Consider the following 25,286-nt stretch of genomic DNA (forward strand, 5'->3'; position numbering starts at 1 on the left):
GTGGATCCGCTGCGCGTGCTGCTGGCCTGGCGGCCGGACGGCGACCCCGACGGTGACTCGACGAGCACCGGTACCGACACCGCGTCCTTCGTCTCCTGGCTGTCCCGCACCGCCGAGATCAGCGTGAAGCCGGTCACGGTGATCCCCCGGATCTGGCCCGAAGGGGTCGACCGGGTGGATGCCGCAGACGCCGACGCCGTCCGCCGGTTCGAGGAATGGGCCGCGGCGGAGTCCACCGCGTGCCACGCGGCGGCCCGTACCGCCCTCACCGAGGCCGGGGTCCCGGAGTCGATGATCGACGACAGCGACGAGCTGCTCCACAGCCACTCCGAGACCACCGCACTGATCCGCTCCGCGGAGGAGTTCAGTGCCGACCTCATCGTGGTCGGGTCGCGCTTCGGCACCTCCGGTGGCCCCGTCGGCCGGTTCCGGGCCGGATCCACCACGGACGCGCTCCTGCACTGCGCCCCGCTGCCGGTGCTCACGGTCCCGCGCACCCCGACGTTGTCGAAGCACGGTGTCACCCGTGTCAGCTGCGCCTACGTGGACAACGAGCAGTCCCACCAGGCACTGCGCAAGGCCGCCGACCTCGCCTCCCGGTGGGGCGTGCCACTGCGCCTGGTCGCCTTCAGCCCGACCGGGGCGTCGATGTACCCCACCCTCACACCGTTCCCCGACGCCGCCGAGGCCGATGAACGCTGGCGTAACCAGGCGCTCGACATCCTGGGACGTGGCCGTGAACGTGCCGAGGAGCGTCACCCGGACCTGCGGGTCTCGGTGGAGGTCGGTTCCGGCCCCGGCTGGAGCGGCGCGATGGACGACGTGCACTGGAAGAAGGGCGAGATCCTGGTGGTCGGGTCCTCCGTGCTCGGCGCCTTCAACCGGGTCTTCATCGGACCGTCGACCAACCAGTTGCTGGCGCACTCGCCGGCACCGGTGCTGGTCAGTCCCGTCTGACGGGCCTCACCCCGTCAGGGACTAGACTTGGGGGCATCATGTCCGCTGAGCACACTAATTCCGGTTACCCCGAGAAGCCCGACCCCCTCGACCACCTCGAGGACCTGGACCGGCGCACGTCGGTGAAACAGGCCTGGCAGCTGGCGATCGCCTTCCCGGTGGTCACCATCCTCGCCTGGTTCGTCCTCGACCAGACGGTGGGGGACACCGCCGCGCGCATCATCCCCACGGTCATCGCCCTCTTCGGCCCGATCGTCGCGGGCCTCGTGGTGCTGCGCAAGTGGCGCCGCTACCAGTGGTGGCAGCCGTTCATGGGCACCCTGTGGTGGCTGATCCCGTTCTTCCTGATCATCTTCACCACGCTCCCGGTTCCCCTCATCACCAACCACTGAGCCACGGCCTCAGGCGCTCCCCAGGATCAGGGCAGCCAGGTTCGGAGTCGCCTGGATCAGAATAGTCGCCCGCCCAGGTAGCGAATCAGCCCGATTCGCTACCTGGGCGGGCGACTTTTCCGCATCGTGCCCGGGGGACCCCCAACCCCCGACCCCCCCGAGCCGCGGGCCTACTTCGCCACGATGTTCACCATCTTGCCCGGCACCACGATGATCTTCGCCACGGTCTTGCCCTCCACGTGGGAGGCGACGTTCGGTTCCGCCAGCGCGGCGGCCTCCACGTCCTCGCGTGAGGCGTCGGCGGCCACGGTCACGCGGCCGCGCACCTTGCCCATGACCTGGACGGGCAGCTCCACGGTGTCGTCCACGAGCCACGCCTCGTCCCAGGACGGGAAGTCGGCGTGCGACAGGGAGGTGGAGTGGCCCAGCCGGGACCACATCTCCTCGGCGATGTGCGGGGCCACCGGCGCCATCATCAGCACCAGCGGTTCCACGGCGGCCCGCGGGACGGATGCCCCGGTGTAGGCCTTGGTCAGGTGGTTGACGTACTCGATGAGCTTGGCGACGGCGGTGTTGTCACGCAGGTTGGCGTAGTCGTCGTGCACACCGGCGACGGTGCGGTGCAGGGCCCGCTGGTCGTCGTCGGTGAGGGAGACGGTGTCACCGGCCACCGCGGACTCGCCGGTGGCCTCGTCGACCACGAGTCGCCAGGCGCGCTGCAGGAAGCGCTGCGCACCGACGACGTCCTTCGTCGCCCAGGGACGGGAGGTGTCCAGCGGACCCATCGACATCTCGTAGACGCGCAGGGTGTCGGCGCCGTAGTTGTCGCAGATCTCGTCGGGGGAGACGGCGTTCTTCAGGGACTTGCCCATCTTGCCGTACTCCTGGGTAACCTCCTCGCCGTTGAAGTAGAACGTGCCGTCCTTCTCCTCGACCTCGTCGGCGGGCACGTACACGCCGCGGGCGTCGGTGTAGGCGTAGGCCTGGATGTAGCCCTGGTTGTAGAGCCGGTGGTACGGCTCGTAGGACGAGACGTGGCCGAGGTCGAAGAGCACCTTGTGCCAGAAACGGCTGTAGAGCAGGTGCAGCACGGCGTGCTCGACGCCACCGACGTAGAGGTCCACGCCGCCGGACGGCGCACCCTCGCGCGGACCCGTCCAGTAGCGCTCGTTGTCGATGTCGACGAGCGCCTCGGAGTTCGTCGGGTCGATGTAGCGCAGCTGGTACCAGGAGGACCCGGCCCACTGGGGCATCACGTTGGTGTCGCGCCAGTAGGTCTGCTCGCCGTCGCCGAGGTCCAGGGTGACCTCGACCCATTCCTTGGCCTTGGCCAGCGGCGGCTGCGGCTCGGAGGAGGCGTCGTCGGGGTCGAAGCTGACGGGCTTGTAGTCCTCGACCTCGGGGAGCTCGACGGGCAGCATGGACTCGGGCAGCGCGTGGGCGACTCCGTCGGCGTCGTAGACGACGGGGAAGGGCTCGCCCCAGTAGCGCTGGCGGGCGAAGAGCCAGTCGCGCAGCTTGTACTGGATCTTCTCCTCGCCGAGGCCGCGGCCGGCGAGCCACTCGATGGTGGTCTCGATGGCGGCGGCCTTGTCCTGGCCGTTGAGGTCGAGGCCGTCGTCGTTGGCGGAGTTCACCAGCGTGCCGTCGCCGGTGTACGCGGCCTCTGTGACGGGGACGTCGCCGCCGGAGACGACCTCGGTGACGGGCAGGCCGAAGACGGTGGCGAACTCGTGGTCGCGCTCGTCGTGGCCGGGCACGGCCATGATCGCGCCGGTGCCGTAGCCGGTGAGCACGTAGTCGGCGATGAACACGGGGACCTGCGCGCCGTTGACCGGGTTGGTGGCGTAGGCGCCGGTGAAGACACCGGTCTTCTCCTTGCTCTCCTGGCGTTCCAGGTCGGTCTTGGCCGCGATCGCGGCCCGGTAGGACGCCACTGCGTCCGCCGGTGTCGCCGCGCCGTACGTCCAGCGCGGGTCGACGCCGTCGGCGTAGGACGCCCCGGCGACGAGCGCGTCGACGAGCTCGTGCTCGGGGGCGAGCACCATGTAGGACGCGCCGAAGAGCGTGTCGGGGCGGGTGGTGAACACGCGGATCCGGGCCTCGGACTTCGGCCCGGCCAGGGAGACGGCGAAGTCGACCTCGGCGCCGCGGGAGCGTCCGATCCAGTTGCGCTGCATGGACTTGACCTTGTCGGGCCAGTCGAGGTCCTCGAGGTCGTCGAGCAGGCGGTCGGAGTAGGCGGTGATGCGCATCATCCACTGCGACAGGCGCTTGCGGAACACGGGGAAGTTACCGCGCTCGGAGCGTCCGTCGGCGGTGACCTCCTCGTTGGCGAGCACGGTGCCGAGCCCGGGACACCAGTTCACGGTGGAGTTGGAGCGGTAGACCAGGCGGTGCGCGTCGAGTTCGGCTTGCTGCGCGGCGGCGTCCAGGTCGGCCCAGTCGTCCCGCTCGGCGGCGAGCTTCGCCTCGAGTTCGCTGATGGGGCGGGCCTTCTGGGCCTCCACGTCGAACCAGGAGTTGTAGATCTGCAGGAAGATCCACTGGGTCCAGCGGTAGAAGTCGGTGTCGGTGGTGGCGACCACGCGGCGGCGGTCGTGGCCCAGGCCGAGGCGTCCCAGCTGACGCTCCATGTTGTCGATGTTCGCGCTGGTGGTGGTGCGCGGGTGCGTGCCGGTCTGCACGGCGTACTGCTCGGCGGGCAGGCCGAAGGCGTCGTAGCCGAGGGTGTGCAGCACGTTGCGTCCGAGCATCCGGTTGAACCGGGCGTAGACGTCGGTGGCGATGTAGCCCAGCGGGTGGCCGACGTGCAGGCCCACGCCGGAGGGGTAGGGGAACATGTCCTGGACGAAGAGCTTCTCGGACCCCTGCAGGTCGGCGCCCTCCTCAGCGAGGTCGCCTACCGGGTTCGGCGCGTTGAAGGTGCCGTTGTCCCGCCAGTACCCCTGCCAGCGACTTTCGATGTCGCCGGCGAGTTGCGGGGTGTATCGGTGGGAGGTGGACTCGCTGGAGTTAGTCATGTCCAGTCATTGTAATAGACTGGTCACCATGATCGTTCTCTCTGTCCTGCTGTCCGTCCTGGGTGTCGCCGTGCTGGTCACCGGTGTGCTCGCCGTCACCGGGAAACTGCCGGGCAACCGGTGGGTGGGCCTGCGCATCCCGGAGGTGCGCAAGAACCGGGAGATGTGGGACACCGGCCACCGGATCGCCGGCCCCACCTGGGCGGGAGCCGGCGTGGCACTGATCGCCGCGGGCGTGGTCAGCCTGCAGGGCGGCTGGCTGTGGGCCGTCACGGCGCTGCTGGTCGTCGGCGCACTGTTCCTCATCGGTGTGGGCGCGGCACTGGCCGCGCAGACCCTGGCGAAGATCGACCACGCCAAGGCGCAGCAGGCCGAGCAGACGCGTGCTGCGGCGGGCTGCTGCTCCTCAGGCAAGAAGGACAGCGCCGACAGCGCCGACGGTGCCGAGACCTCCGGTGGCTGCGGAGACGGCTGCGGCAATGGGTGCGGCGGCGGATGCGGCGGCCACGACTCCGCGCCGTCCGTCCCGGTCGAGCTGGACCTGGACGCGGCCCGCCGCGCCGTGGCGTCCCGCGACGACAGCTAGCCGAACAGCCCCAGGCGACAAACTCACGCAGCACCCCCCAGGCCGGTCGCACCGACCTGGGGGTTGCTGCGTCACAGGGGACACCAGACCTCTGCACACCCCCGGGGGTACTCCGGAGCTGCCGCTATACGCCCCCCATTCCCATTTGCGAACAAAATATCCTTCCGTCTCGATCCTGCGCCTACTATTCAGAAATCATTCGAGGCAGGAGAATCCACCATGCCCCTTCGTTCACGGTTCGTCGTCGCCACCGCCGTTGCCGCAGCCACCACCCTCGGACTCACCGCATGCGGTGACAGCTCCGACGACTCCGCCGCCCCGGAGACGGTCACCCAGGTCGTCACCCAGACCCCCGAGGAAGCGTCCCCCGCTGTCGAACAGGCCGACGTCCCTGCCGCCACCTCGGAGGCCGCCCCGGTGGAGGACCTGGTCATCCCCGAGGGGCTCGAGGGCATGAATGCCCAGCTCGCCTACGAGCGACTGACCGGCGACGGCTTCACCGGGGTCAACCCCACGTCCGTGGACCCCTCGCGGGCCATGCCGGTCCTGTACAACAACTGGACCGTCACCTCGATCGAGCCCGCACCCGGCACCACGGTCCCGTCGGACTCCACGATCATCCTCAACATGACCAAGGAGTGACACCCTGCCGCGGCCACCACGGTTAGGATCGGTGCCCATGAACAGACTGGGTACAGCATCCGGCACCGTGGTGGTGTGCGGCAGCGTCAACATGGACACCTTCGTCGGTGTCGACAGGTTCCCGTCGGCGGGGGAGACGGTGATCGCCGCGCCGAACGGGCAGGCCCTGGGCGGTAAGGGGGCGAACCAGGCCGTCGCGGTCGCGCGCTACCAGCAGGGGCAGGACGCCCGGGTCGTCCTGCTGGCCACCGTGGGGCAGGACGCCGACGGCGACACCGCCCTCACCGGCCTCGACGACGCCGGGGTGGACGTCTCGGCGGTCGCGCGCACCGGGGAGGCGCCGACGGGCCGGGCGTTCATCATGAACGACCCCGACGGGGAGAACATCATCGTGGTGACCTCGGGCGCCAACGAGCTCACCGACCCTGCGGCGCAGGCCGACGGCTCCGCGGACGTCCTGCTCGCCCAGGGGGAGCTCACCCCGGAGCACTCCGCGGCGCTGCCGGGCCTGGCCGAACGCCTGGGCGCCCGGCTCGTGCTGAACCTCGCACCGGTCACCACCCGCGACCGGGACCTGTTGGCCGCGGCGGACCCGCTGGTCCTCAACGAGTACGAGGCGGAGGCGCTCGGCGACCTCAGCGACCTGGCCCGCTCGGTGGTGGTCACCCTCGGCGCCCGCGGTGCGGTGCTCCACGAGGGCGCGGGACGCACCGAGGTCGCGCCGGTGCCGGCCGGGGACGTGGTGGACACCACCGGTGCGGGCGACGCCTTCTGCGGCACGCTGGCCGCAGCGTTGGCGGAGGGGGAGTCGTTGGCGGACGCCGCGGCGGTCGCCACGGCGGCGGGCAGCCTGGCGGTGCGCTCGCGCGGTGCCGCGGCGTCCTACGCGGGGAGGGACGCCGTGCGCGGGGCGACCGTCCTCTAGACTGTCCCACCATGAGGAACTTCATCAACCGTATCGTGGGATATCGTCCGGACCTGTTGATCGTGCTGATCGTCCTCGGTGTGGTGCTCGCCCTCATCTTCCCGGCGCGCGACGGTTTCGCCGAGGTGATGGACTGGGTCGTGAAGATCGCCATCGGCCTGCTGTTCTTCCTCTACGGTGCACGGCTGTCGACCCGCGAGGCGCTCAACGGGCTGAAGCACTGGCGCCTTCACCTGCTGATCCTGGCGTTCACCTTCGTGGTCTTCCCGCTGATCGGGCTGGCGCTCACCCCGCTGAAGTACGCCATCGGCGACGAGCTCTACCAGGGCATCCTCTTCCTGTGCCTCGTGCCGTCCACGGTGCAGTCCTCGGTGGCGTTCACCTCCATCGCGCGCGGCAACATCCCCGGCGCGATCGTCAGTGCCTCGGCGTCGAACCTCATCGGCGTCTTCGCCACCCCGGTACTGGTCCTTCTGCTGATGAGCGGTGCCGACGGCGGCCTGCACATCGACACCTCCGTGTTCGTCAACATCGCCCTGCAGCTGCTCGCCCCGTTCGTCGCCGGCCAGGTGCTGCGCAACGTGCCCGGGGTGTCGAAGGTCGCCGGCGCGAAGCCGACCAGTTACGTGGACAAGATCTCCATCGGGCTGGTCGTGTACGTGGCGTTCTCCGAGGGGATCGTGATGGGCGTGTGGAGTTCGGTGTCGTGGGTGGCGATCGTGGGCATCTGCGTCGGCTCGGTCGTCGCCGTCTACGGCATGCTCTGGCTGACCTCCTTCACCGCCCGCCACCTCGGCTTCGACTACGGCGACCAGGTGGCCATCCAGTTCTGCGGCACGAAGAAGTCGCTGGCCTCCGGGCTGCCCATCGCCGCGGTGCTGTTCAGCGGGGGAGCGGGGCTGGTGATCGTGCCGCTGATGATCTTCCACCAGGTCCAGCTGATGATCTGCTCCGGGCGCGCGGCGACCTACGCCGCCAAACGCCCCGAGAACACCTGGTAGACCGCTAGACCGTACCTAGCACGAGCGCGGCGACGCGGTCGGAGAACCGCCACTCGTCGCGCCGACGGGCGGTGCGCTGCAGCACGCCGCGCTGCGCCAGCCACGTCATCAGCGAGCGGGCGTCCGGCTCGCTGGCCTGCTGCAGGATCGCCGCGACCTGCAGGTCCACCGTGCCGGCGGACATCAGGTGGCGCAGCACGACCAGCGTCGCGGCGTCCCGGGCGACCCCGCGGCCGTACTCGGCGCGCACCGCGGTGAGCAGGCCGACGAACTCCATGTCGGCCTCCCCGTTGAACAGGGTCACGTCCACCGCGTCGTCCTTGGCGTCCACCACCGGCGGCTCGAAGCCGGACGACAGCATCGCCAGCCACATCCGGTCGAAACCGCGCGAGGACCAGCGTTCCAGCCCCAGCAGCTGCATGGCGTTGAGCAGCGTCGGGTTGCGCGGCTGCGAGGGCCCGGACAGCAGCCGGTCGGCGGCGGTGCCGTCGGGCAGTCCGCCGGGGGAGTGCACGCGGATGAGGTCCGGCGACTGGAAGACCACCACCGGTTCCGGACGCATCCAGTCGCGGTGCACCAGGGCGTTGGTGATCGCCTCGTCGGCGGCCGCGGCGGGCACCGAGGAGTCGTCGTGGGCGCGCACCAGGTCGCGCAGGCCCCCGGCCAGCAGCACCAGGGGCAGGTCCAGCACGGTCTCCGTCGGCGGGTTCGCCGCGTCCGTCGCCCCGGCGCGGTAGAGGTGACGCACCCCGGCCGTCCGGTGGAACAGCAGCTCGGCGGCCACGCTGGGACGCCCGTCGGCGGTGAGCAGGTCCAGTGCGGGAAGCAGGTCCGGGCCGGACGCCCCGTTCGGCAGCGTGCCGGCGCGCTGCGCGGCGGCCAGCAGGGAGCGTCCGGCGTCCAGCGCCTCGGCGTCGAAACGTTCCACGGGCACGCAGGACGCCGCGGACGTGGCGTCCGGGTTGCCGCGGGCGCGGCCCAGCTCCGCCAGCGGCTCGCCGGCCAGCGGCAGGCAGGCGTCCCCCACGCGGTGGCGCACCACCTGGTCCGGGCCGGTGTACACCGCCAGGCCGGCGGGCACCCGGATCACCACGATGCGCGCCCCGTGCGCGTAGGCCGCCCAGGCGTCCACCGTCAGGTGCGGGCGGGTGGCCGCGAAGATCTGGTGCGCGATCTGCGCCGGGTCACGCCCGGTGCCGTTGAAGGCGTCCGGCCCCGGGGTGCGGTCGGCGATGCCGAAGACGATGAAGCCGCGTCCGGCGGAGCCGTTGGCGAAACAGCACGCCGTCTTGACCAGCATGTCCGCGGCCTTGTCGTCCGGACGCCGGGTGGGGGTGTGCGACGGGTCCTCCTTGAAGTCCAGCACGCCGGACTCCAGGTCGTCGGCCACCGCACCGTCCAGGATCCGGTCCAACGCCTCGGCCACGTCCCGTGGCAGTGCGCGCTGACGACCGGCGGGTTCCATGAACGAAAGACTATATCCCGCGCAGGTCCCCGGCGACCGGACGCGACCGCTTGACGTACCCCATCCGCGGCCGGAAGCCCGCCGGATGCTTGAGCTGCGCCACGCAGTCGGCCACCACCAGGCGGAACCGCGGGTCCATCGCCGGCAGCTGCGCCACCGGGAACCAGCCGACCTCCACCGACTCCTCGTCGTTCACCCGCGGCTCGACGGCACTGTCCGCGGTCAGCACACAGCGCACCGTGGTGTCCATGAAACTGCACTCGTCGCCGTTGGGGTAGGTCACCGGCCCCACGGCACCGGTGCCGATCAACGCGTCGACCTCCACGGTCAGCCCCGTCTCCTCGGCGACCTCGCGCACCGCGGCCTCGGCGACCTCCTCGCCGGGGTCGATGATTCCGCACACCGGCGTCCAGCGGCCGTCGTCGGCGCGCCTGACCAGCAGGACGTCCGGCGTCGCGTACGCCGGGGCGTCCTGCGGCACGTCACGCACCACGACGGCGGTCACGCCCGGCAGCCACAGCGGCGCATGGCCGATCCGCTCGCGGAGCTCCACGATAAAAGAGGGGGTACCCATGGGAGAGGAGTCTAATACCCACGCGCTCTCCGTGCTGTTCAAGCTGTTCATGGGGTTGCGCTTACGGTATCTTTACACCATGAGACGCTCACTGCTGCGCATCGCCGCCGCCACCACAGCCCTGGCCACGGGCATCGCCCTGACCGCCTGCTCCTCCGACGACAACGACGGCGACAGCACGGGCGCCACCGCGTCCGACGGGGTCTTCCCGACCTCCGTGGAGACGAAGTTCGGCGAGATCACCGTCGACGAGGCACCGCAGCGTGTGGTCGCCCTGGGCTGGGGCGACGCCGAGATCGCCCTCGACCTCGGCGTCCAGCCCGTCGGCGCCACCGACTGGCTCGGCTTCGGCGACGACGGAGTGAGCCCCTGGAACGACAACTCCTACGACGAGTCGCCCGAGATCCTCGGCACCGACGAGGTCGAGTACGAGAAGATCGCCGCCCTGGACCCCCGACCTGATCCTCGACACCCGCTCCGCCGGTGAGCAGGACGTCTACGACCAGCTCTCCGACATCGCCCCCACCGTCTCCGTGCCCGAGGGCGGCGACTCCTTCACCACCTCCTGGGACACCCAGGTCGAGATGATCGCCGCCGCCCTCGGCGTGCAGGACAAGGGCGAGGAGCTCATCGGTTCGGTCAACGACCGCATCACCGAGGCCAAGGACGCCAACCCGGAGTGGGGCGACAAGACCGCCTCCGTGGTCACCAAGTTCGGCGACGGCTGGGGCATCTACCCCGAGGGCGACGCGCGCATGGACCTGCTGGTCGCGCTCGGTTTCACCCAGACCGACGAGGTCACCGAGATGGCCGACGGCAGCAACTTCTACATCGACGTCTCCGAGGAGAACATCGACCGCGCGGACGCCGACGTGGTCGTCGGCTTCCCGATCGGCTTCACCACCGAGGAGTTCGAGGAGGACAGCACCTGGCAGCGCATCGGTGCCGTGCAGGACGGCCGCGGAATCGTCGCCGACGAGGAGCTGAGCCAGGCCATCTCCGTGGGCACGCCGGACGCGATGATCTGGGCCGTGGGCCAGCTCGAGCCGAAGCTCGCCGAGGCCGCCGCGAAGTAGGCTCCCGCGCTCCCCACACTGCGGAATAGTCGCCCTCCCAGGCAGCGAATCACCCCGATTCGCTACCTGGGAGGGTGATCCTCTTCAATAGGGCGGCGCCGGCGTGGGTGATCGTGTTTGATCGGGGGCATGGGGAATTTCGGGGGACCCGACTGGGACGCGGCTCAACGCGCGCACCGCATCACACCGGGACGGGGACCGCTGTACGCGCGCCGCGTCCTGCCGACACGCAAACCGGAGCTACGGGTGGACGCCCTGGCCCGCGGCGTCCCGCGCTCCGCCGTGGACACCTGGGAGGCACCCGTGCGGTGCGTCGTCCTGCCGCCGGCGCCCGACTACAGCGGGAACATCCGCCTCGGCCCGGGTGGCCACGGCGACGAACACGGCCCGTACCGCTGGGACATCATCACCCGGCTACGCGCATCCTGGCTGATCAGCCCCCACACCGTGGTCGCCGGGTGGGCGGCCGCCGCACTGCACGGACTGCCGTACTGGGCGGACAGCGAACCGGTCGTCCTGCTCTCCTCGCGCACCCGTCGCAACGCCACCGGGCCCTCCACAGCGGTCTTCCGCACCCTGAAGCCCGGCACACCGACCGACCGCGCCGACCCACTGTTCCCGCAGATGAGGGTGCTGGACGCGGCGACCGCCACCGCCCAGTGCCTCGCCACGATCCTCCAGGGAAAGAAGACCTGGCACGTCCCGCACGTGCCCGGCATGGACGGGAAGCACGTGCGCGCGGTGCAGCTCATCGACGCGATGTACCAGTGCAGCTTCCTGACCGCGCGCCAGATCCTCGCCGCCGCCCACGGGATCGTGGACCGTCGGGTGCTGACCAGGCTGCTCGCGATGGCGGACGAGGGAGCGCAGTCACCGATGGAGACGGTGCTGCGCCTGATCGTCCGCGACGAACTGCCGGACGATCACCGGTGGACCTCGCAGGTGCGGATCAACCTCGCCGACGGGACGGTCGGCGGGGACGGCGGGAGTTGGCGAGCAGGTGGCGGTGCGCGCTCCACGGTGCCTGACCTGGCGTGCGAGACCCTCGGGGTGGCGTTGTACTACGACGGACGGCACCACGACGAGCTGGCCCAGACCGACACCGACTTCACGCTGTTCCAGAAGCTCAGGGGAGTGGGGTGGGAGGCGGTACGGGTCAACCGCATGCTGCTCGCCGACCTGCCGGAACTGCTGGAGCAGCTACGCGCCGCGGTGCGCCGGGCCTGCGAGGCCCGCGCGCGGGAGATGACGGCGCGGGAGGCGTGAGCGGGGGCTGACCTACTGCTCGCTCCACGACGATGTAGCCCGATCACCCTCCCAGGTAGCGATTCGGGCTCTTTGCCTACCTGGGAGGGCGACTATTTCGCTCCCGAGGGGTGCGCCGGGGTCAGAAGACCAGGTTCACCAGCACCATGTAGACCACCGTGCCGAAGAGGATCGACATCGTGGCCGAGCGTCGCCACAGGTGCAGGACGGCGGTGGCGACCACGGCGATCAGCGCGGCCCACACGCCACCGGGGTTCTCCGTGGAGCCGGCCAGCGTGTACATCACCAGCACCGTCATCACCCCGGCCGGCATGGCGATCCCCAGCCACGCGACCAGCGCAGACTCACGGAAATAGCGCATCGCGGCGAACGGCAGGGCGCGCAGCAGCAGGGTCACCAGCCCCACGGCACCGAGGATGAGCAGGGTGTTGGTCAGGTCCACACCCGCGGGCAGGCCGCTAGACATCGCGACCACCCCGGGCGTCCCGGGCGTCCCGGGCTCCCCGCTGCTCCCACAGGAACCGCGCGACCAGGTACACGAAGTACAGCGACAACCCGACCAGCAGCATCTGCTCCCGGCTCACCACGTAGCCCACGGCACCGGCGACGACGGCCACCACGGGCAGCCACACGTCGCGGCTCACGTCCAGCGCCTCGATCGCCAGCACCACGAACAGGGCGGTCAGCGCGAAGTCGAGCCCGACGAGGTCCAGGGGCAGCGCGGAGCCGACCAGGGCGCCGACCACGCCGAAGACCACCCAGGCGGACTGGCAGAACATCTGCACCGCCATGACCCGCGGCTGCGTCCACACGGACTTCTTCTTCGTCGACAGGATCGCGTAGGTCTCGTCGGTCAGCGCGTAGATGCCGTAGGCCTTCGCCGCCGGGGAGCGCACGGCGTCCACCGGGTAGCTCAGGCCGTAGAACACGTGGCGGAAGTTCACCAGGAAGCCGTAGAGGGCGGCGGACAGCGGGGCGACACCCCCGGTGACCAGGCTGATCGCGAGGAACTCCATGGATCCGGCGTAGAGCACGATGCTGAACACCGGCGTCCACCACCAGGCGAACCCGGTCTGGGTGACCAGCAGTCCGAAGGCGAGGCCCAGGGGGACGAGCCCCAACGCCACCGTCCAACTGTCCTGGATGCCTTTCCTGAACTCCGCCGGGGCGGTGGGGCTCACTGCTGCGCCTCCCACCAGCGGGTCAGCTCGGCGACGGCCTCGTCGCGGTCCATGGGGCCGCGGTCCAGGCGCAGTTCCTTGAGGAACGCCCAGGCCTTGCCGACCTCGGGTCCGGGCCGCAGGCCGAGGACGGTCATGATCTCGTTACCGTCGAGGTCGGGACGCACCGCGTCGAGGTCCTCCTGCTCACGGAGCTCGACGATGCGTGAGTCCAGGTCCTCCACGGCGCGCGCCAGGCGTCCGGCCTTGCGCTTGTTGCGGGTGGTGCAGTCGGCACGCACGATGACCTGCAGCTGGGGGAGCAGGTCACCGGCGTCGGCGACGTAGCGGCGCACGGCGGAGTCCGTCCACGCTCCCTCGCCGTAGCCGTGGAAACGCATGTGCAGGAACACCAGCTGGCCGATGTCCTGGATCTGCCGCTTGGGGTACTTCAGCGCCTTGAGCCGCCGGCGCGCCATGCGCGCACCCACGACCTCGTGGTGGTGGAAGGTCACCGCCCCGGTGTCGGTGAAGTCGCGTGTGTCGGGCTTGCCGATGTCGTGCAGCAGGGCGGCCCAGCGCAGGACGAGACGGTCGTCCTGCGTCGCGTCCTCCATGCGCCCCTCCAGCTCGGTGGCGTTGCGCAGCACCTGCAGGGAGTGGGCGTAGACGTCCTTGTGCTGGCGGTGCTCGTCCTGCGTGAGCTTCAGGGCGGGCAGTTCGGGCAGCACGTGGTCGGCCAGCCCGGTGGCGGACATCATCTCCAGGCCGGTCCACGGTTCGGCGCCGAGCATCAGCTTGTTGAGTTCGGTGGCGACGCGTTCCACGGTGATCCGCTCGATCTGACCCGACATCTCCGTCATCGCCCCGCGCACCCGTTCGGCCACGGTGAAGCCCAGCTGGGAGGCGAAGCGGCAGGCGCGCAGCATGCGCAGCGGGTCGTCGTGGAAGGACTGTTCGGGGGCGGCCGGGGTGTCGAGCACGCCGGCGACGAGGTCGTCGAGCCCGTTGAGCGGGTCGCGCAGGTCGTGGTGTCCGTCGGCGGAGAGTTCCAGGGCGATGGCGTTGCAGCGGAAGTCGCGGCGCACCAGGTCGCCGTCCAGCGTGTCACCGAAGGTGACCTGCGGGTTGCGGGACGCCCCGTCGTAGGAGTCGGCGCGGAAGGTGGTGATCTCCACGACCAGTCCGTGGAACATGGCGGAGACGGTGCCGAACTCGATGCCGGTGTCCCACACGGTCTCGGCGACGTCCTCGAGGATGCCGGTGACCACGTCGGGGCGGGCGTCGGTGGTGAAGTCGAGGTCGAACTCGGCGCCGTCGCCGAGGCGTCCGAGCAGGGCGTCGCGGACGGATCCGCCGACGAGGTAGAGGCTGTGGCCGCGCGCGGCGAAGGCACCGGCGAGCGCGGTGAGCGTCCGGTCCGTCCTGTCGCCGTCCTTCACCGCCGACCACGCGGTGGCGAGCATCGTTGCGGCGTCCTTGTTCTCCTGTGTCACCCCCCGGATTTTACAGTTCCCACAAACCGACCCGCAGGCACTACCCTTGTTCCCCATGAACCAACGGCGTCGCCGCTCCAACGGGAGCCCTTCACGGCCGGACCAGCGCCGGTCTCCGGCACGCTCCGTTCAGCAGCGTGACCACAGTGAACTGCCGACCTCGGTGGAGACCAGCGCCGGCGGGCTGGTCCTGTCGGGTCTGGCGGAGGCGGTGCGCGGCGACGGGTCGGTGGACCTGTCGCGCATGTACGTGGCGCTGATCGGCCGGCTGGACCGTCGTGGGCGGTTGCTGTGGTCGATCCCGAAGGGTCACATCGAGCCGGACGAGTCGCACCACACCACCGCCGAGCGTGAGGTGTGGGAGGAGACCGGTGTCAGCGGCGAGGTGGTCAGCGACCTCGGCACGATCGACTACTGGTTCGTCTCGGAGGGCCGGCGCATCCACAAGACGGTGCACCACCACCTGCTGCGCTACATCGACGGCGACCTCAACGACGAGGACCCGGAGGTCACGGAGGTGGCGTGGCTGCCGGTGAGCAACCTGGTGGAGCGTCTGGCGTACGCCGACGAGCGCAAACTGGCCCGCCAGGCCCATGACCGGCTGCCCGACCTCGCCCGCGCCGAGGCGAAGGCCGGACGGCGTACGCCGCGGTAGCGATGGGGGGTTTCTCGGGAGCGGTCCGGACGCTGGCCTGCGTCGCTGTGGCGGCGGTGGGTCTCGCCGCCGCGCCGCTGGCGGCTGGGCAGGACGCACCGGACGCACAGGGGACCCAGCCCGCCGCGTGGTCGAACCCGGAGGCGCGCTCGGCGGACCCGGACAGCGGTGTCGAGCTGGAGATCCTGGGCCAGCAGCCGGCCACGGTGACCGGCGACGGCGCCCTCGACCTGCGCATCCGGGTGACGAACAACTCGGACCAGGACGTCTCGGGCCTGCAGCTGCGCACCCAGCACCAGAATGCGGTGGACGCCCCGGAGGGCGTCGCCACCTCACTGATCGCGAACCAGGGCGAGTACCCGTGGGTCGGCCCGTTCCAGCAGTTGGACGGCCGGCTCGCCCCGGGCGAGGACCGGCAGTTCCGGCTGACGGTGCCGGTCGACGGCCGGGCGGGCAGTCTCAGCGGCCTGGGTTTGGACGCTCCCGGCGTGTACCCGCTGCTGCTGAACCTGAACGCGGACCTGGGGGACGCCGGGACCTCCTTCGTGGCGGCGACGCGCACCACGGTCACGGTGAGCGGCGAGAGCGAGAACGCCGACAACAACGAGGACAACGAGGACAACGAGGTCAACGAGGTCAACGAGGTCAACGACACTGCCGAGCGTCCGTCCGGGCTGACGGTGCTGTGGCCCCTGTCGTCGGCGGCGACGGTGTCCGCCGGGCAGGTCGGCGACGCCCCGGAGCCCAATGAGCTCTACCTGCCGGACGAGTCCCTGGCGGAGGAGCTGCAGCCGGAGGGCCGGCTGAGCGCCCTGGTGTCGTCCTACCGCACGGCGGCGGGGGATTCCGACGACCTGCGGCAGGCGACGTGCATCGCCATCGACCCGGACCTGCTGGAGACGGTGTCGCGGATGAGCCAGGGCTACCGGGTCGGCGAGGCGCCGAGTCCGGTGGAGGAGCCGGTGCGGCTGCGCGACCGGTGGACGCAGAACGACAGCAGCGACCGCTCGGTCGAGGGCACCGGTGCCGACGACGCGGCGTCGTGGTTGGCCGACCTGCGCGAGGTCGTCGACGGCCAGTGCACCGTCCCGCTGCCCTTCGCCGGGGTGGACGTGGACGCGGTCACCGCCCTGGACGACCCGTGGGTCGAGGAGTTGGCGGCGCGCGGGGTGGAGACGATCGAGGACGTGCTGGACACCGACACCGCCGAGGGTGTCGTGGTCCCGGGTTCCGGCTACGTCGGCGAGGAGACGCTGCAGCGTCTCGGCGAGTCGGACCGGGAGACCCCGGCCACCGTCGTCGTCGCCGACGACACCGTGGACACAGACAACAGCGACACAGACACCAGCGACACAGACACCAGCGACACAGACAACACTACGAGCACCGTGGCGACGCTGCCGGGCGGCACGCGCGCGCTGCGTTTCCCCGCGGCCCTGGGTGCCGCGCTCGCGGCGACGGGCGAGGCGCCGACGGCCGCGGCCTACGGGGCGACGTCCTCGCGGCGTCCCCTCGCCGAGGACAGTCCCGCCGAGCGCATGGCCGCCGCCGTCGGCGTCCTGGACCTGGAGCTGAGCGCCGGTGACGGCAATGTGCTCGCGGTGCCGCCGGCGGAGTGGTCCGTCGACGGCGAGGACGCGCAGACCTGGCTCGAGGCCGTCACGGGACGCCTGGAGGACGGTTCGGCGCGCGCGGTCTCCTTCGGTGCCGCGCTCGGCGGTGTGGCGTCCGAGGGGACGCTGCGCGGACCGGTCGCCGACCCCGTCCCGGTGTCCGACGGCGAGGTCGCGGCGGGGCAGGGGCTCGTGGAGGAGCTGCACAACTTCACCAGCATCATGGTCGACAACGACAACGTGGCGCTGACCCCGGAGATCTTCACCCGGCCGATGTTCGACGACGTGCTGCGGTCGTTCACGGACAACCGTCGTCGCGTCGCCGTGGAGGCCGACCGGGCGCGGGACGCCTCGGAGCAGCGTCGTGGGCGCGTCCGGGGCCTGTCGGACGAGTTGCGTGCCTCGGTGTCGTTGCTGCCGCCGGGCAGCGTCTTCACCCGCACCAGCGACTCCTCGCCGCTGATCGTGGTGGCGCGCAACGGTCTGCCGTTGCCCGTGCGCGTGAGCGTGGACTACGAGTCGCAGGACGGGGTCACCCTCAACACGCCCGGGATGCAACTGATTCCCGCACAGGGCAGTGTGACGCTCCAGATGACGACCACCTTCCCCGAGGAGGTGACCGGCACGGACCTCACCATGTTCCTGGAAACCCCGGACAACCAGCAGATATCCGAGCCGGTGACGATCAGAATCTCCTCCGGCCCGGGCTCCGGGGCGCTCGCCGTGACCGTGGGTGTGGCGGTCGTGTTCGGCCTGTTCGCGGTCATCCGGACGGTCAAACGACGCCGACAGTTAGCGAACGGCCGGGGGAGTGCACGAAGATGGAGCGGTGACTGATTCTCGAGAAGACTCCGGCGACGCCGCCCATAGCGGCGAACGGGGGCGGTTCCGCGCCGCAACCCCGCCGGCGAAGGCACCGTCCGCCCGTCCCTCACGCGCCCAGGACGGTGGCGACGCCGTCGGCACCGGCTCCGGGACCGACCACTCGAAGCTGAACCTCTCGCCCGCCGAGCGGGCGGCGACGGACCCCCGGCAGAAGAAGGCGTCCGGGGCGTCCGGCACGTCCGGCGTCAGGACCACCACCACGGACGGCGGCGGCAACGGCAGCGACGATGGCAACGAGGGCTCCGGTGCGACGAACGCCTCCGACGCCGACGTGGTGCGTGCCACCGGGTCGATGGCCTTCGCCACCCTGCTGAGCCGCATCACCGGCTTCCTGCGCACCGTGATGATCGGCTCCGCCCTGGGCGGCACGGTCGCCAGTGCGTTCAACACGGCGAACACGCTGCCGAACCTCATCACCGAGCTGGTACTCGGCGCGGTGCTCACCAGTCTGGTGGTGCCGCTGCTGGTGCGCGCCGAGAAGGAGGACTCCGACCGCGGCGCGGCCTTCATCAGACGGCTGCTGACCATCACCTTCACCCTGATGATGACGGTCACGGTCGTCGCGGTCTTCGCCGCGCCGCTGCTGACCCGGATCTCGCTGGCCGCCGACGGCAAGGTCAACATCGGCATGTCCACGGCCTTCGCCTACCTGGTGCTGCCGCAGATCGTGTTCTACGCGATGTTCGCCGTGATGATGGCGGTGCTGAACACGAAGGGCGTCTTCAAGCCGGGTGCGTGGGCGCCGGTGGTCAACAACCTGGTGACCCTCGCTGTGCTCGGCATCTACTTCACGCTGCCGCAGGACACGAAACTCAGTCCGAACGACACCGTCACGATCACCGACCCGCACATCATGCTGCTGGGTCTGGGCACCACGCTGGGTGTGGTGGTCCAGGCACTGATCATGGTGCCCTACCTGCGTAAGGCCGGGGTGGACATCCGCCCGCTGTGGGGCCTGGACGACCGGCTGAAGCAGTTCGGCGGCATGGCGCTGGCGATCGTGGTGTACGTGCTGATCTCCCAGATCGGCTGGATCCTGAACAACCGCATCGCCTCCGGGTCCGGCCCGGGCCCGACGATCTACATGCAGGCCTGGCAGCTGCTGCAGGTGCCCTACGGCGTGATCGGCGTGACCCTGCTGACGGCGATCATGCCGCGCCTGTCGCGCAACGCCGCCGACGGCGACGACAAGGCCGTGGTCAAGGACCTGACGATGGCCACCCGGCTGACGATGCTGGCGTTGATCCCGGTCATCGCCTTCTTCACCGCCTTCGGCACGCTCATCGCACCGGCCCTGTTCGCCTTCGGCCAGTTCGACATGGGCAACGCGAACGTCCTGGGCTGGACGATCAGCTTCTCGGCGTTCACGCTGATCCCCTACGCGATCGTGCTGCTGCACCTGCGCGTGTTCTACGCGCGTGAGGAGGTCTGGACGCCGACGTTCATCATCGGCGGCATCACGGTCACGAAGGTCGCGCTGGCGTACCTGGCGCCGCACATCGCCAGCGAGCCGCGCCTCGTGGTGGTGCTGCTGGGTGCGGCGAACGGCATGGGTTTCGTGGCCGGTGCGATCATCGGTCACCGTCTGCTGCGCCGCTCGCTGGGGCACCTGGGCATGCGCAGCGTGCTGAAGACCTCGCTCTGGACGGCCGGGGCCTCCGCGGTCGCGGCGTTGATCGTGTGGCGTCTGGACGTGCTGCTCGACCGCTTCCTCATCCCCGACGGCTTCCGCTTCGGCTACCTCGTGCGCCTCATGATCATCGGCGTGGTCTTCCTGGCCATCGTGATGCTGATCATGTCGCGGTCCAAGCTCCCCGAGGTGATGACGGTCGGCGCGTCCTTCGCGCGCCTCCCCGTCGTCGGACGCTTCTTCTCCGGTGCCGTGCCCGAGGACGGGCAGGACGGCCAGTCGGCGCTCATCACCGAGATGCCGATCGCCGGCATGGGCGGCATCACCGGGCAGGACGTCGCGGGCCCCGCGATGCCGCCGCTGTCGGCGGGTCGGGTGCGCGGGCCGCGCCTGGTGCCCGGTGCGCCGATCCTGCAGGGGCGTTTCCGGCTGCTGTCGGACCACGGCGGCTCGCCCGCCGCGCGCCTGTGGCAGGCCCGTGACAACGAGTCCGGCGACCTGGTCGCCCTGACCATCCTCGACCCGCAGGTCGCCGGGGTCGGGTCGCGCGAACTGCTGGACCGCAGTGCGACGTTGGCGAAGGTCTCGTCCCCGGGTGTGGCCCGGGTGCGCGAGATCTGCGACGCCCGCACGCTGGTCGTCGTGGTCGCCGACTGGACCGAGGGCGCGCCGTTGACGCGCGTGGCGGAGTCCGGTCCGGACCCGTTGGCCGCCGGCTACGCCATGTCGGACCTGGCGGACGCTGCGGCGGACGTCGCCGAGCTCGGCGGCTCGTTGGGCATCGACCACCGCAACCGGCTGCGCATCAGTTCCGAAGGTCGCGCCGTGCTGGCGTTCCCGGGCGTGCTGCCGGGCGGTTCGGCCCGGCAGGACGTCCACGCCGTGGTCGTGTCCCTGGACATGCTGCTCGCGGCGGTGCCGTCCGACCGGATCCCGGCGGAGCTGCGCACGATCATGGACGACGCCCGCAGCGCCGACGGTGTCGACGCCCGGCAGCTCGCCGCGCGCCTGCGTGCGGCGACGACCTCGGAGTCCCCGGACTCCGACCTGGTGACCAGTGCCGACGTGGCGCCTGACCCGGAGCAGCGCGCCGGTTTCGGTGCCGCCCCGGAGAAGCCCGGGCGCACGGCCCTGGCCGTCGGCCTGACGATCGGCGGGCTGCTCCTCGCCGTCGCGCTGATCGTCGCGGCGGTGGCGTACTTCGGCGGCGACCGGCCCGACTCGCCGGTGACCACGGACTCGATCCGTGGCAGCCAGTCGAGCAGTGCGCAGGCCGCCCCGGAGCCCGAGGTCGTCGGCGTGACCGACGCCGCCGAGTGGGCCACCGCCGACGACGGCGACAACCTCGACAACCCGGAGGACGCACCGCTGGTCATCGACGGCGACGCGGGCACCACCTGGAGTTCCGCGCAGTACCTGGACCAGCTGGGCGACGGGCCGTCCTCCCTGAAGCAGGGCATCGGCCTGCTGCTGTCGCTGGACGGCGAGACGTCGGTGACCTCGGTGGATCTCGAGGGTGTGCCCGAGGGCACGCGGATCGAGCTGCGCACCGGCTCCGGCGACATCACCTCGATCGACCAGACCGAGGTGCTGGACGCCGAAACCGCCTCCGGTGACACCTTGACGCTCACCGGTGAGGACGCCCCGGCCGGCGACCGGGTGCTCCTGTGGATCACCGAGCTCCCGATGCCGGACGCCGCCTCCGTGGGCGAGGTCGTGGTGCACGGCGTGCGGGAGTAGGACGTCGCCCAGAGAGTTGTCCACAACCCTGCCGCCGGGGCGCGCGGCAGGCTAGGGTTGTGCACAGAGGCTTCCTCCGCGGGGACGGCAGGGGGCCAGGGGACACAATTCACCGGGGGACTTTTCCGTGACAACATCGACCGCGCCAGAAATCACGCCAGAAACCGCACCGTCGGACGCCGAGCTTCTGCGCCGGCACCTCGCCGGCTGCAGCACCTCCTTCACCGACCTGCTCGCCCGGCACTCCGGGCTGCTGGGCTGGGCACTGCACCAGGCGGGCGTGCCGCTCGAGGACCGTCCGGACGTCCTGCAGGACGGACTGCTGAAGGTGCACCGCACCGCCGGCTCGTTCCGAGGGAAGGACTCCGCGGCGTCCTGGCTGCACACCATCATGCGCAACACCGCGCTGACGCATTTGCGTGACAGCCGTCGGCGTACCGACGAGCTCGCCCGCTCCGTCGACCTGGGGGAGCGGTTGCGCACCCTCCCGGACAACCGCAACGTGGACGCCGCCCGCACGATCCACCGCATCCTGCTGGGCGAGGCGGTCAGTCAACTTCACCCGGGCCTGCGCGACGTGATCGTGCTCACCGACGTCCGTGACTGGTCGCTCAGCGAAACCGCCGCCCACCTGGGCATACCGACCGGGACGGTGAAGTCGCGGCGGGCGCGGGCCCACCGTCACCTGCGCGAGCGTCTCGCAGAGGCCGGGGTGGCACCTGCGGTGTCCGGGGCGTCGCTAGAATCGTCGGCATGAGTGATTCCACCCAGTCTGTCCACGACGTCGTCATCATCGGTTCCGGCCCCGCCGGCTACACCGCCGCCATCTACGCCGCCCGTGCCGAACTCAAACCCCTGGTGTTCGAGGGGATGGACTTCGGTGGACTGCTGATGCAGACCACCGAGGTCGAGAACTACCCCGGGTTCCCGCAGTCGATCATGGGCCCGGCGCTCATGGACGACATGCGCAACCAGGCCGAGCGCTTCGGTGCGGACCTGCGCATGGAGGACGTCGTAAGCGTGGAGCTGGACGGCGACCTGAAGAAGGTCGTCACCGACGAGGAGGAGTTCCTCGCCCGCACCGTGATCCTGGCGACCGGCGCCGAGCCGCGCTACCTCGGCGTCCCGGGCGAGGAGGCCCTGCTGGGCCACGGCGTGTCCGCCTGCGCCACCTGCGACGGCTTCTTCTTCAAGGAGAAGCAGATCGCCGTGATCGGCGGCGGCGACTCCGCCATGGAGGAGGCCGACTTCCTGACCAAGTTCGGTGACCGGGTGACCATCATCCACCGTCGCGACGAGTTCCGCGCCTCGGCGATCATGGAGGAGCGTGCCCGCAACAACCCGAAGATCGACATGATCATGAACTCCCGCGTCGTCGAGGTCCTCGGTGAGGGCAGCGTGCAGGCGCTGAAGCTCGAGGACACCGTCACCGGGGACACCCGTGAGGTGCCGATGGACGCGATGTTCGTGGCCATCGGCCACGACCCGCGCACCGCCGTCTTCGACGGCCAGGTGGCCTTGCAGGACAACGGTTACGTGCAGGTCGACGAGCCGTCCACCCGCACCTCCCTGCCCGGCGTCTTCGCCGCCGGTGACCTGGTGGACTCCCATTATCAGCAGGCCATCACCGCCGCCGGTTCGGGTTGCCGCGCCGCGCTGGACGCTGAAGGTTATCTGGCCGCGCTCTGAGGCGCGCACCGGTTTGCGCCTTATCCGGAACGTGACCGTTCCGTGACCGCTCCGTGACTGTTCAGCGCATGTTTCCGCGCTGCTACTCCCGCGGGTATTGTGGTGTGGACACTCTAGCTCCCACCACCCCCAGGAGATTGCGACCATGGCTGACCCCGTGACCGTCACCCAGGACACGTTCCGCAGTACCGTCATCGAGTCGGACGTCCCCGTCCTCGTGGACTTCTGGGCGGGCTGGTGCCAGCCGTGCATCCAGATGGAACCTGCGCTGAACAACATCGCCGACAAGTACGGCGACTCGGTGACCGTGGCGAAGGTGAACGTGGAGGAGGAACGCGGCCTGGCGGCCATGTTCCAGGTGATGTCGATCCCCGCCCTGTTCATCTACCACGAGGGCCGCAAGGTCGTGGAGCTCCACGGCCGCCAGTCCGAGGCCGACCTCTCCGAGGCTCTCGACGCGCTCGTCTCGGCGTGACCTCCATCAACCACAACCGACCTGAGCCGGCAACGAGAGGATGACGTGCACCGTAATTCACTGAAGATGGGCGACCGGAGCCCACGTGTGGCCGAGGTCCGCGGAACGCTCGCCCGGCTCGGTTTCATCGACGGATTCACCGGGGACACCTCCGGGGACGCCGGACAGCGGTGGACCGCCGAGGACGAGGTCTTCGACGCACACATGGACATCGCCCTGCGTGCGTTCCAGCAGGGGCGCGGCATCATCGCCGACGGACACATCACCGACGGCACCCTGCGGGCGCTGAGGGAGGCCTCCTACACGCTCGGGGCCCGTGTGCTGTCCCTGCAGCCCCCGGGGCATTTCTTCGTCGGTGACGACGTAGCCGAGCTCCAGGGGCAGCTGCACGACCTCGGTTTCTACACCGACCGTGTGGACGGGCAGTTCGGGCCGCACACCCACGACGCGGTCCGCAAGTACCAGCTCAACTACGGGCTCACCAACGACGGTGTCTGCGGCCCCGTCACCCTGCGCGCGCTGAGCTACCTGGGCCGGCGCATCACCGGCGGGTCTCCGCAGGCGCTGCGCGAGAAGGAGCAGATCCGCGCCGCCGGCCCGCAGCTGACCGGCAAACGCATCGTCATCGACCCGGGTCTGGGTGGGGACGTGTCAGGACGCACCGTGAGCGGTCCGTACGGCACCATCACGGAGGAGGAGATCCTCTGGGACCTGGCGACCCGTACCGAGGGCCGGATGATCGCCGCGGGCATGGAGACGATCCTCTCGCGTCCGCGCAGCGGCAACCCCTCGAGCCTGGATCGCGCCTCCCTGGCCAACGCCTTCGGCGCGGACCTCGTGATCTCGTTGCGTGCGGACGTGTACCCGAATGCGCTGGCCAACGGTGCCGCCTCGTTCTACTTCGGTTCGGAGGCCGGCTCGTCGTCGGTGACGGGGGAGAAGCTCTCCGGCTTCATCCAGCGTGAGGTCACCGCGCGCACCCCGCTGACGAACTGCCGGGCCCACCGACGGACCTGGGACCTCTTGCGCATGACGAAGATGCCGGCGGTGCAGTTCGTGGCCGGCTACCTCACCAACGACGGCGACGTCGCGGTGCTGACCGACCCGGACAACCGGGACACCATCGCCGAGGCCCTCGTGGTGGCGGTGAAGCGGCTCTACCTGTTGGACGCGGACACCGCTCCGACCGGCACCTTCCGGTTCTCCGACGTCCTGGAGGCCGAGAAACTGGCCTGAATCACAGCGATGTGATTCAGGCCTTCTGACCGCCGAGCACCGTGCTCAGCGGTCCTCTGTCGTTCATGAGCTCATGCGCGTCGGTCGCGTAGTTGCTGAACAGGGACGATCCCTCCGCGAGCTTCTTACGGTACCGGGGGAAGCGGGGGTGCTTGCCCACGATGGTGAACTCCTGCTGTTCGAGGATGTCCGCGGAAAGCACCGGCGCAGCCTCGAGATCGGCGTCCGGACCGTCGGGGCGGTCCTCCCACCCGTGGTAGCCCTCCGGGAAGTAACCGGACGGAGCCCCGTCCTCGTCATTGCGCCCGTAGGCCTCGACAGCAGCCACGCCGCGGCGCTCCGCCTCGGTAAGGATCGTGTCGATGAGACTGTGCTCCAGGTAGAGGCCCATGTAGGGCGGCTCCACGAAGACGGTGGAGATCTGGATGGCGTCCCCGGAGACCGGCCCCGAGGGCATCGCCGCGGAGCCCGGGAAGTTCGGTGGGGGAGCGAAGAACGCCGTCGCGGCCGGCCGCTCGCCACTGCCCTCGTCCCCGGTCCCGACGAATGCGGTGTAGCCGCAGGTACCCCAGCGGTAGAGGACGGACTGTATCCACATCTGCTTGTCGAATGCCGAATCGGGGCTCGTCACCGTCGGTGAGAGCTCCCAGAACATATCCCCACCTGCAGAAGGCGCCACCACGTCACCGCTGTCGTGACGCAGAGCGCTGTACCTGATCTCCACCGATGTCCTCCTTCGTCGATGGCGATTCTACCGCGCGGACGCCTGGGTCGCCGGGCTACGGCGTAACCCGGCGAGG

At 70.2% G+C, this 25,286-nt stretch carries 22 protein-coding genes and 1 pseudogene; 16 read left to right on the forward strand and 7 right to left on the reverse strand.

Annotation, left to right across the window (positions count from 1 at the left end):
- The gene (locus ACT3UN_RS09615; RefSeq protein WP_301443058.1) at nucleotides 1-957 is read left to right on the forward strand and encodes a universal stress protein; all 957 of its coding nucleotides are present in this window, start codon (nucleotides 1-3) and stop codon (nucleotides 955-957) included.
- Between the two features lie 38 nt (nucleotides 958-995).
- Complete coding sequence (locus ACT3UN_RS09620) at nucleotides 996-1,349, forward strand: hypothetical protein (RefSeq protein ID WP_301443059.1); 354 nt, start codon at nucleotides 996-998, stop codon at nucleotides 1,347-1,349.
- A 170-nt stretch (nucleotides 1,350-1,519) separates the two neighbouring features.
- Here the strand turns inward: ACT3UN_RS09620 and leuS are convergent, their stop codons facing one another.
- Nucleotides 1,520-4,372 (reverse strand): leucine--tRNA ligase, encoded by a 2,853-nt coding sequence (leuS, locus tag ACT3UN_RS09625; RefSeq protein ID WP_301443060.1) that lies wholly within the window; start codon nucleotides 4,370-4,372, stop codon nucleotides 1,520-1,522.
- A gap of 28 nt (nucleotides 4,373-4,400) precedes the next feature.
- Here leuS and ACT3UN_RS09630 point away from each other — a divergent pair, with 28 nt between their 5' ends.
- The 4 genes from ACT3UN_RS09630 to ACT3UN_RS09645 all read left to right on the forward strand — a co-directional run bounded on the left by ACT3UN_RS09630 (nucleotide 4,401) and on the right by ACT3UN_RS09645 (nucleotide 7,526).
- Nucleotides 4,401-4,958 carry an SdpI family protein gene (locus ACT3UN_RS09630; RefSeq protein ID WP_301443061.1) on the forward strand — a complete coding sequence of 186 codons (558 nt, stop codon included), beginning with the start codon at nucleotides 4,401-4,403 and terminating at the stop codon, nucleotides 4,956-4,958.
- Between the two features lie 219 nt (nucleotides 4,959-5,177).
- On the forward strand, nucleotides 5,178-5,600 hold the full coding sequence (locus ACT3UN_RS09635; RefSeq protein WP_301443062.1) for a hypothetical protein: 423 nt from the start codon (nucleotides 5,178-5,180) through the stop codon (nucleotides 5,598-5,600).
- Between the two features lie 37 nt (nucleotides 5,601-5,637).
- On the forward strand, nucleotides 5,638-6,525 hold the full coding sequence (locus tag ACT3UN_RS09640; RefSeq protein ID WP_301443063.1) for a ribokinase: 888 nt from the start codon (nucleotides 5,638-5,640) through the stop codon (nucleotides 6,523-6,525).
- Nucleotides 6,526-6,536: 11 nt separating this feature from the next.
- On the forward strand, nucleotides 6,537-7,526 hold the full coding sequence (locus tag ACT3UN_RS09645) for a bile acid:sodium symporter family protein (protein ID WP_441578833.1): 990 nt from the start codon (nucleotides 6,537-6,539) through the stop codon (nucleotides 7,524-7,526).
- Nucleotides 7,527-7,530: 4 nt separating this feature from the next.
- Here ACT3UN_RS09645 and ACT3UN_RS09650 read toward each other — a convergent pair whose 3' ends face one another.
- Both ACT3UN_RS09650 and ACT3UN_RS09655 read right to left on the reverse strand, forming a co-directional pair.
- Complete coding sequence (locus tag ACT3UN_RS09650) at nucleotides 7,531-8,991, reverse strand: RNA-binding domain-containing protein (protein ID WP_444656948.1); 1,461 nt, start codon at nucleotides 8,989-8,991, stop codon at nucleotides 7,531-7,533.
- Nucleotides 8,992-9,001: 10 nt separating this feature from the next.
- Nucleotides 9,002-9,565, reverse strand: coding sequence for an NUDIX hydrolase (locus ACT3UN_RS09655; RefSeq protein WP_301442281.1), 564 nt, complete (start codon nucleotides 9,563-9,565; stop codon nucleotides 9,002-9,004).
- 79 nt (nucleotides 9,566-9,644) lie between these two features.
- On the opposite strand from ACT3UN_RS09655, the gene ACT3UN_RS09660 reads away from it, so the two are divergent.
- The 3 genes from ACT3UN_RS09660 (at nucleotide 9,645) to ACT3UN_RS09670 (ending at nucleotide 11,907) form a co-directional block, all read left to right on the forward strand.
- A complete protein-coding gene (locus tag ACT3UN_RS09660; protein WP_444656949.1) occupies nucleotides 9,645-10,052 on the forward strand; it encodes a hypothetical protein in 408 nt (135 codons plus the stop codon).
- Nucleotides 10,027-10,641, forward strand: coding sequence for an ABC transporter substrate-binding protein (locus tag ACT3UN_RS09665; RefSeq protein ID WP_444656963.1), 615 nt, complete (start codon nucleotides 10,027-10,029; stop codon nucleotides 10,639-10,641). Before ACT3UN_RS09660 ends, ACT3UN_RS09665 begins: the two co-directional genes overlap by 26 nt.
- A gap of 129 nt (nucleotides 10,642-10,770) precedes the next feature.
- Entirely contained in the window at nucleotides 10,771-11,907 is a 1,137-nt protein-coding gene (locus ACT3UN_RS09670; RefSeq protein WP_444656950.1) for a hypothetical protein, read from the forward strand.
- A 121-nt stretch (nucleotides 11,908-12,028) separates the two neighbouring features.
- Here the strand turns inward: ACT3UN_RS09670 and ACT3UN_RS09675 are convergent, their stop codons facing one another.
- From ACT3UN_RS09675 to ACT3UN_RS09685, 3 genes are read right to left on the reverse strand one after another with little or no spacing between them, the layout of a single operon-like run.
- Nucleotides 12,029-12,373, reverse strand: a complete 345-nt coding sequence (locus tag ACT3UN_RS09675; RefSeq protein WP_301442278.1) for a branched-chain amino acid transporter permease — start codon at nucleotides 12,371-12,373, stop codon at nucleotides 12,029-12,031.
- Entirely contained in the window at nucleotides 12,366-13,088 is a 723-nt protein-coding gene (locus tag ACT3UN_RS09680) for an AzlC family ABC transporter permease (RefSeq protein WP_301442277.1), read from the reverse strand. The genes ACT3UN_RS09675 and ACT3UN_RS09680 overlap by 8 nt, the downstream gene beginning before the upstream one ends.
- Entirely contained in the window at nucleotides 13,085-14,533 is a 1,449-nt protein-coding gene (locus ACT3UN_RS09685) for a CCA tRNA nucleotidyltransferase (RefSeq protein WP_301442285.1), read from the reverse strand. Before ACT3UN_RS09685 ends, ACT3UN_RS09680 begins: the two co-directional genes overlap by 4 nt.
- A 187-nt stretch (nucleotides 14,534-14,720) precedes the next feature.
- Here ACT3UN_RS09685 and ACT3UN_RS09690 point away from each other — a divergent pair.
- The 7 genes and pseudogenes from ACT3UN_RS09690 to ACT3UN_RS09720 form a co-directional block, all read left to right on the forward strand.
- A pseudogene (locus tag ACT3UN_RS09690) lies at nucleotides 14,721-15,218 on the forward strand (NUDIX hydrolase); the annotation flags it as partial.
- Nucleotides 15,219-15,265: 47 nt separating this feature from the next.
- Nucleotides 15,266-17,668 (forward strand): hypothetical protein, encoded by a 2,403-nt coding sequence (locus ACT3UN_RS09695; RefSeq protein WP_444656951.1) that lies wholly within the window; start codon nucleotides 15,266-15,268, stop codon nucleotides 17,666-17,668.
- The gene (locus tag ACT3UN_RS09700) at nucleotides 17,661-21,086 is read left to right on the forward strand and encodes a murein biosynthesis integral membrane protein MurJ (protein ID WP_444656952.1); all 3,426 of its coding nucleotides are present in this window, start codon (nucleotides 17,661-17,663) and stop codon (nucleotides 21,084-21,086) included. The genes ACT3UN_RS09695 and ACT3UN_RS09700 overlap by 8 nt, the downstream gene beginning before the upstream one ends.
- A 127-nt stretch (nucleotides 21,087-21,213) precedes the next feature.
- Nucleotides 21,214-21,843, forward strand: coding sequence for an RNA polymerase sigma factor (locus ACT3UN_RS09705; RefSeq protein ID WP_301442273.1), 630 nt, complete (start codon nucleotides 21,214-21,216; stop codon nucleotides 21,841-21,843).
- Nucleotides 21,840-22,775, forward strand: coding sequence for a thioredoxin-disulfide reductase (gene trxB / locus ACT3UN_RS09710; RefSeq protein WP_301442272.1), 936 nt, complete (start codon nucleotides 21,840-21,842; stop codon nucleotides 22,773-22,775). The genes ACT3UN_RS09705 and trxB overlap by 4 nt, the downstream gene beginning before the upstream one ends.
- A gap of 145 nt (nucleotides 22,776-22,920) precedes the next feature.
- Entirely contained in the window at nucleotides 22,921-23,250 is a 330-nt protein-coding gene (locus ACT3UN_RS09715; RefSeq protein WP_301442271.1) for a thioredoxin family protein, read from the forward strand.
- 66 nt (nucleotides 23,251-23,316) lie between these two features.
- Nucleotides 23,317-24,486 carry an N-acetylmuramoyl-L-alanine amidase gene (locus tag ACT3UN_RS09720; protein ID WP_301442284.1) on the forward strand — a complete coding sequence of 390 codons (1,170 nt, stop codon included), beginning with the start codon at nucleotides 23,317-23,319 and terminating at the stop codon, nucleotides 24,484-24,486.
- A 16-nt stretch (nucleotides 24,487-24,502) separates the two neighbouring features.
- On the opposite strand, the gene ACT3UN_RS09725 is transcribed toward ACT3UN_RS09720, so the two are convergent.
- Nucleotides 24,503-25,210: a hypothetical protein gene (locus ACT3UN_RS09725; protein ID WP_444656953.1), complete on the reverse strand. Its 708-nt coding sequence runs from the start codon at nucleotides 25,208-25,210 to the stop codon at nucleotides 24,503-24,505.
- Nucleotides 25,211-25,286: the final 76 nt, after the last annotated feature.

The sequence above is a fragment of the Corynebacterium sp. AOP12-C2-36 genome (assembly GCF_052379185.1).
GTDB lineage: Bacteria > Actinomycetota > Actinomycetes > Mycobacteriales > Mycobacteriaceae > Corynebacterium.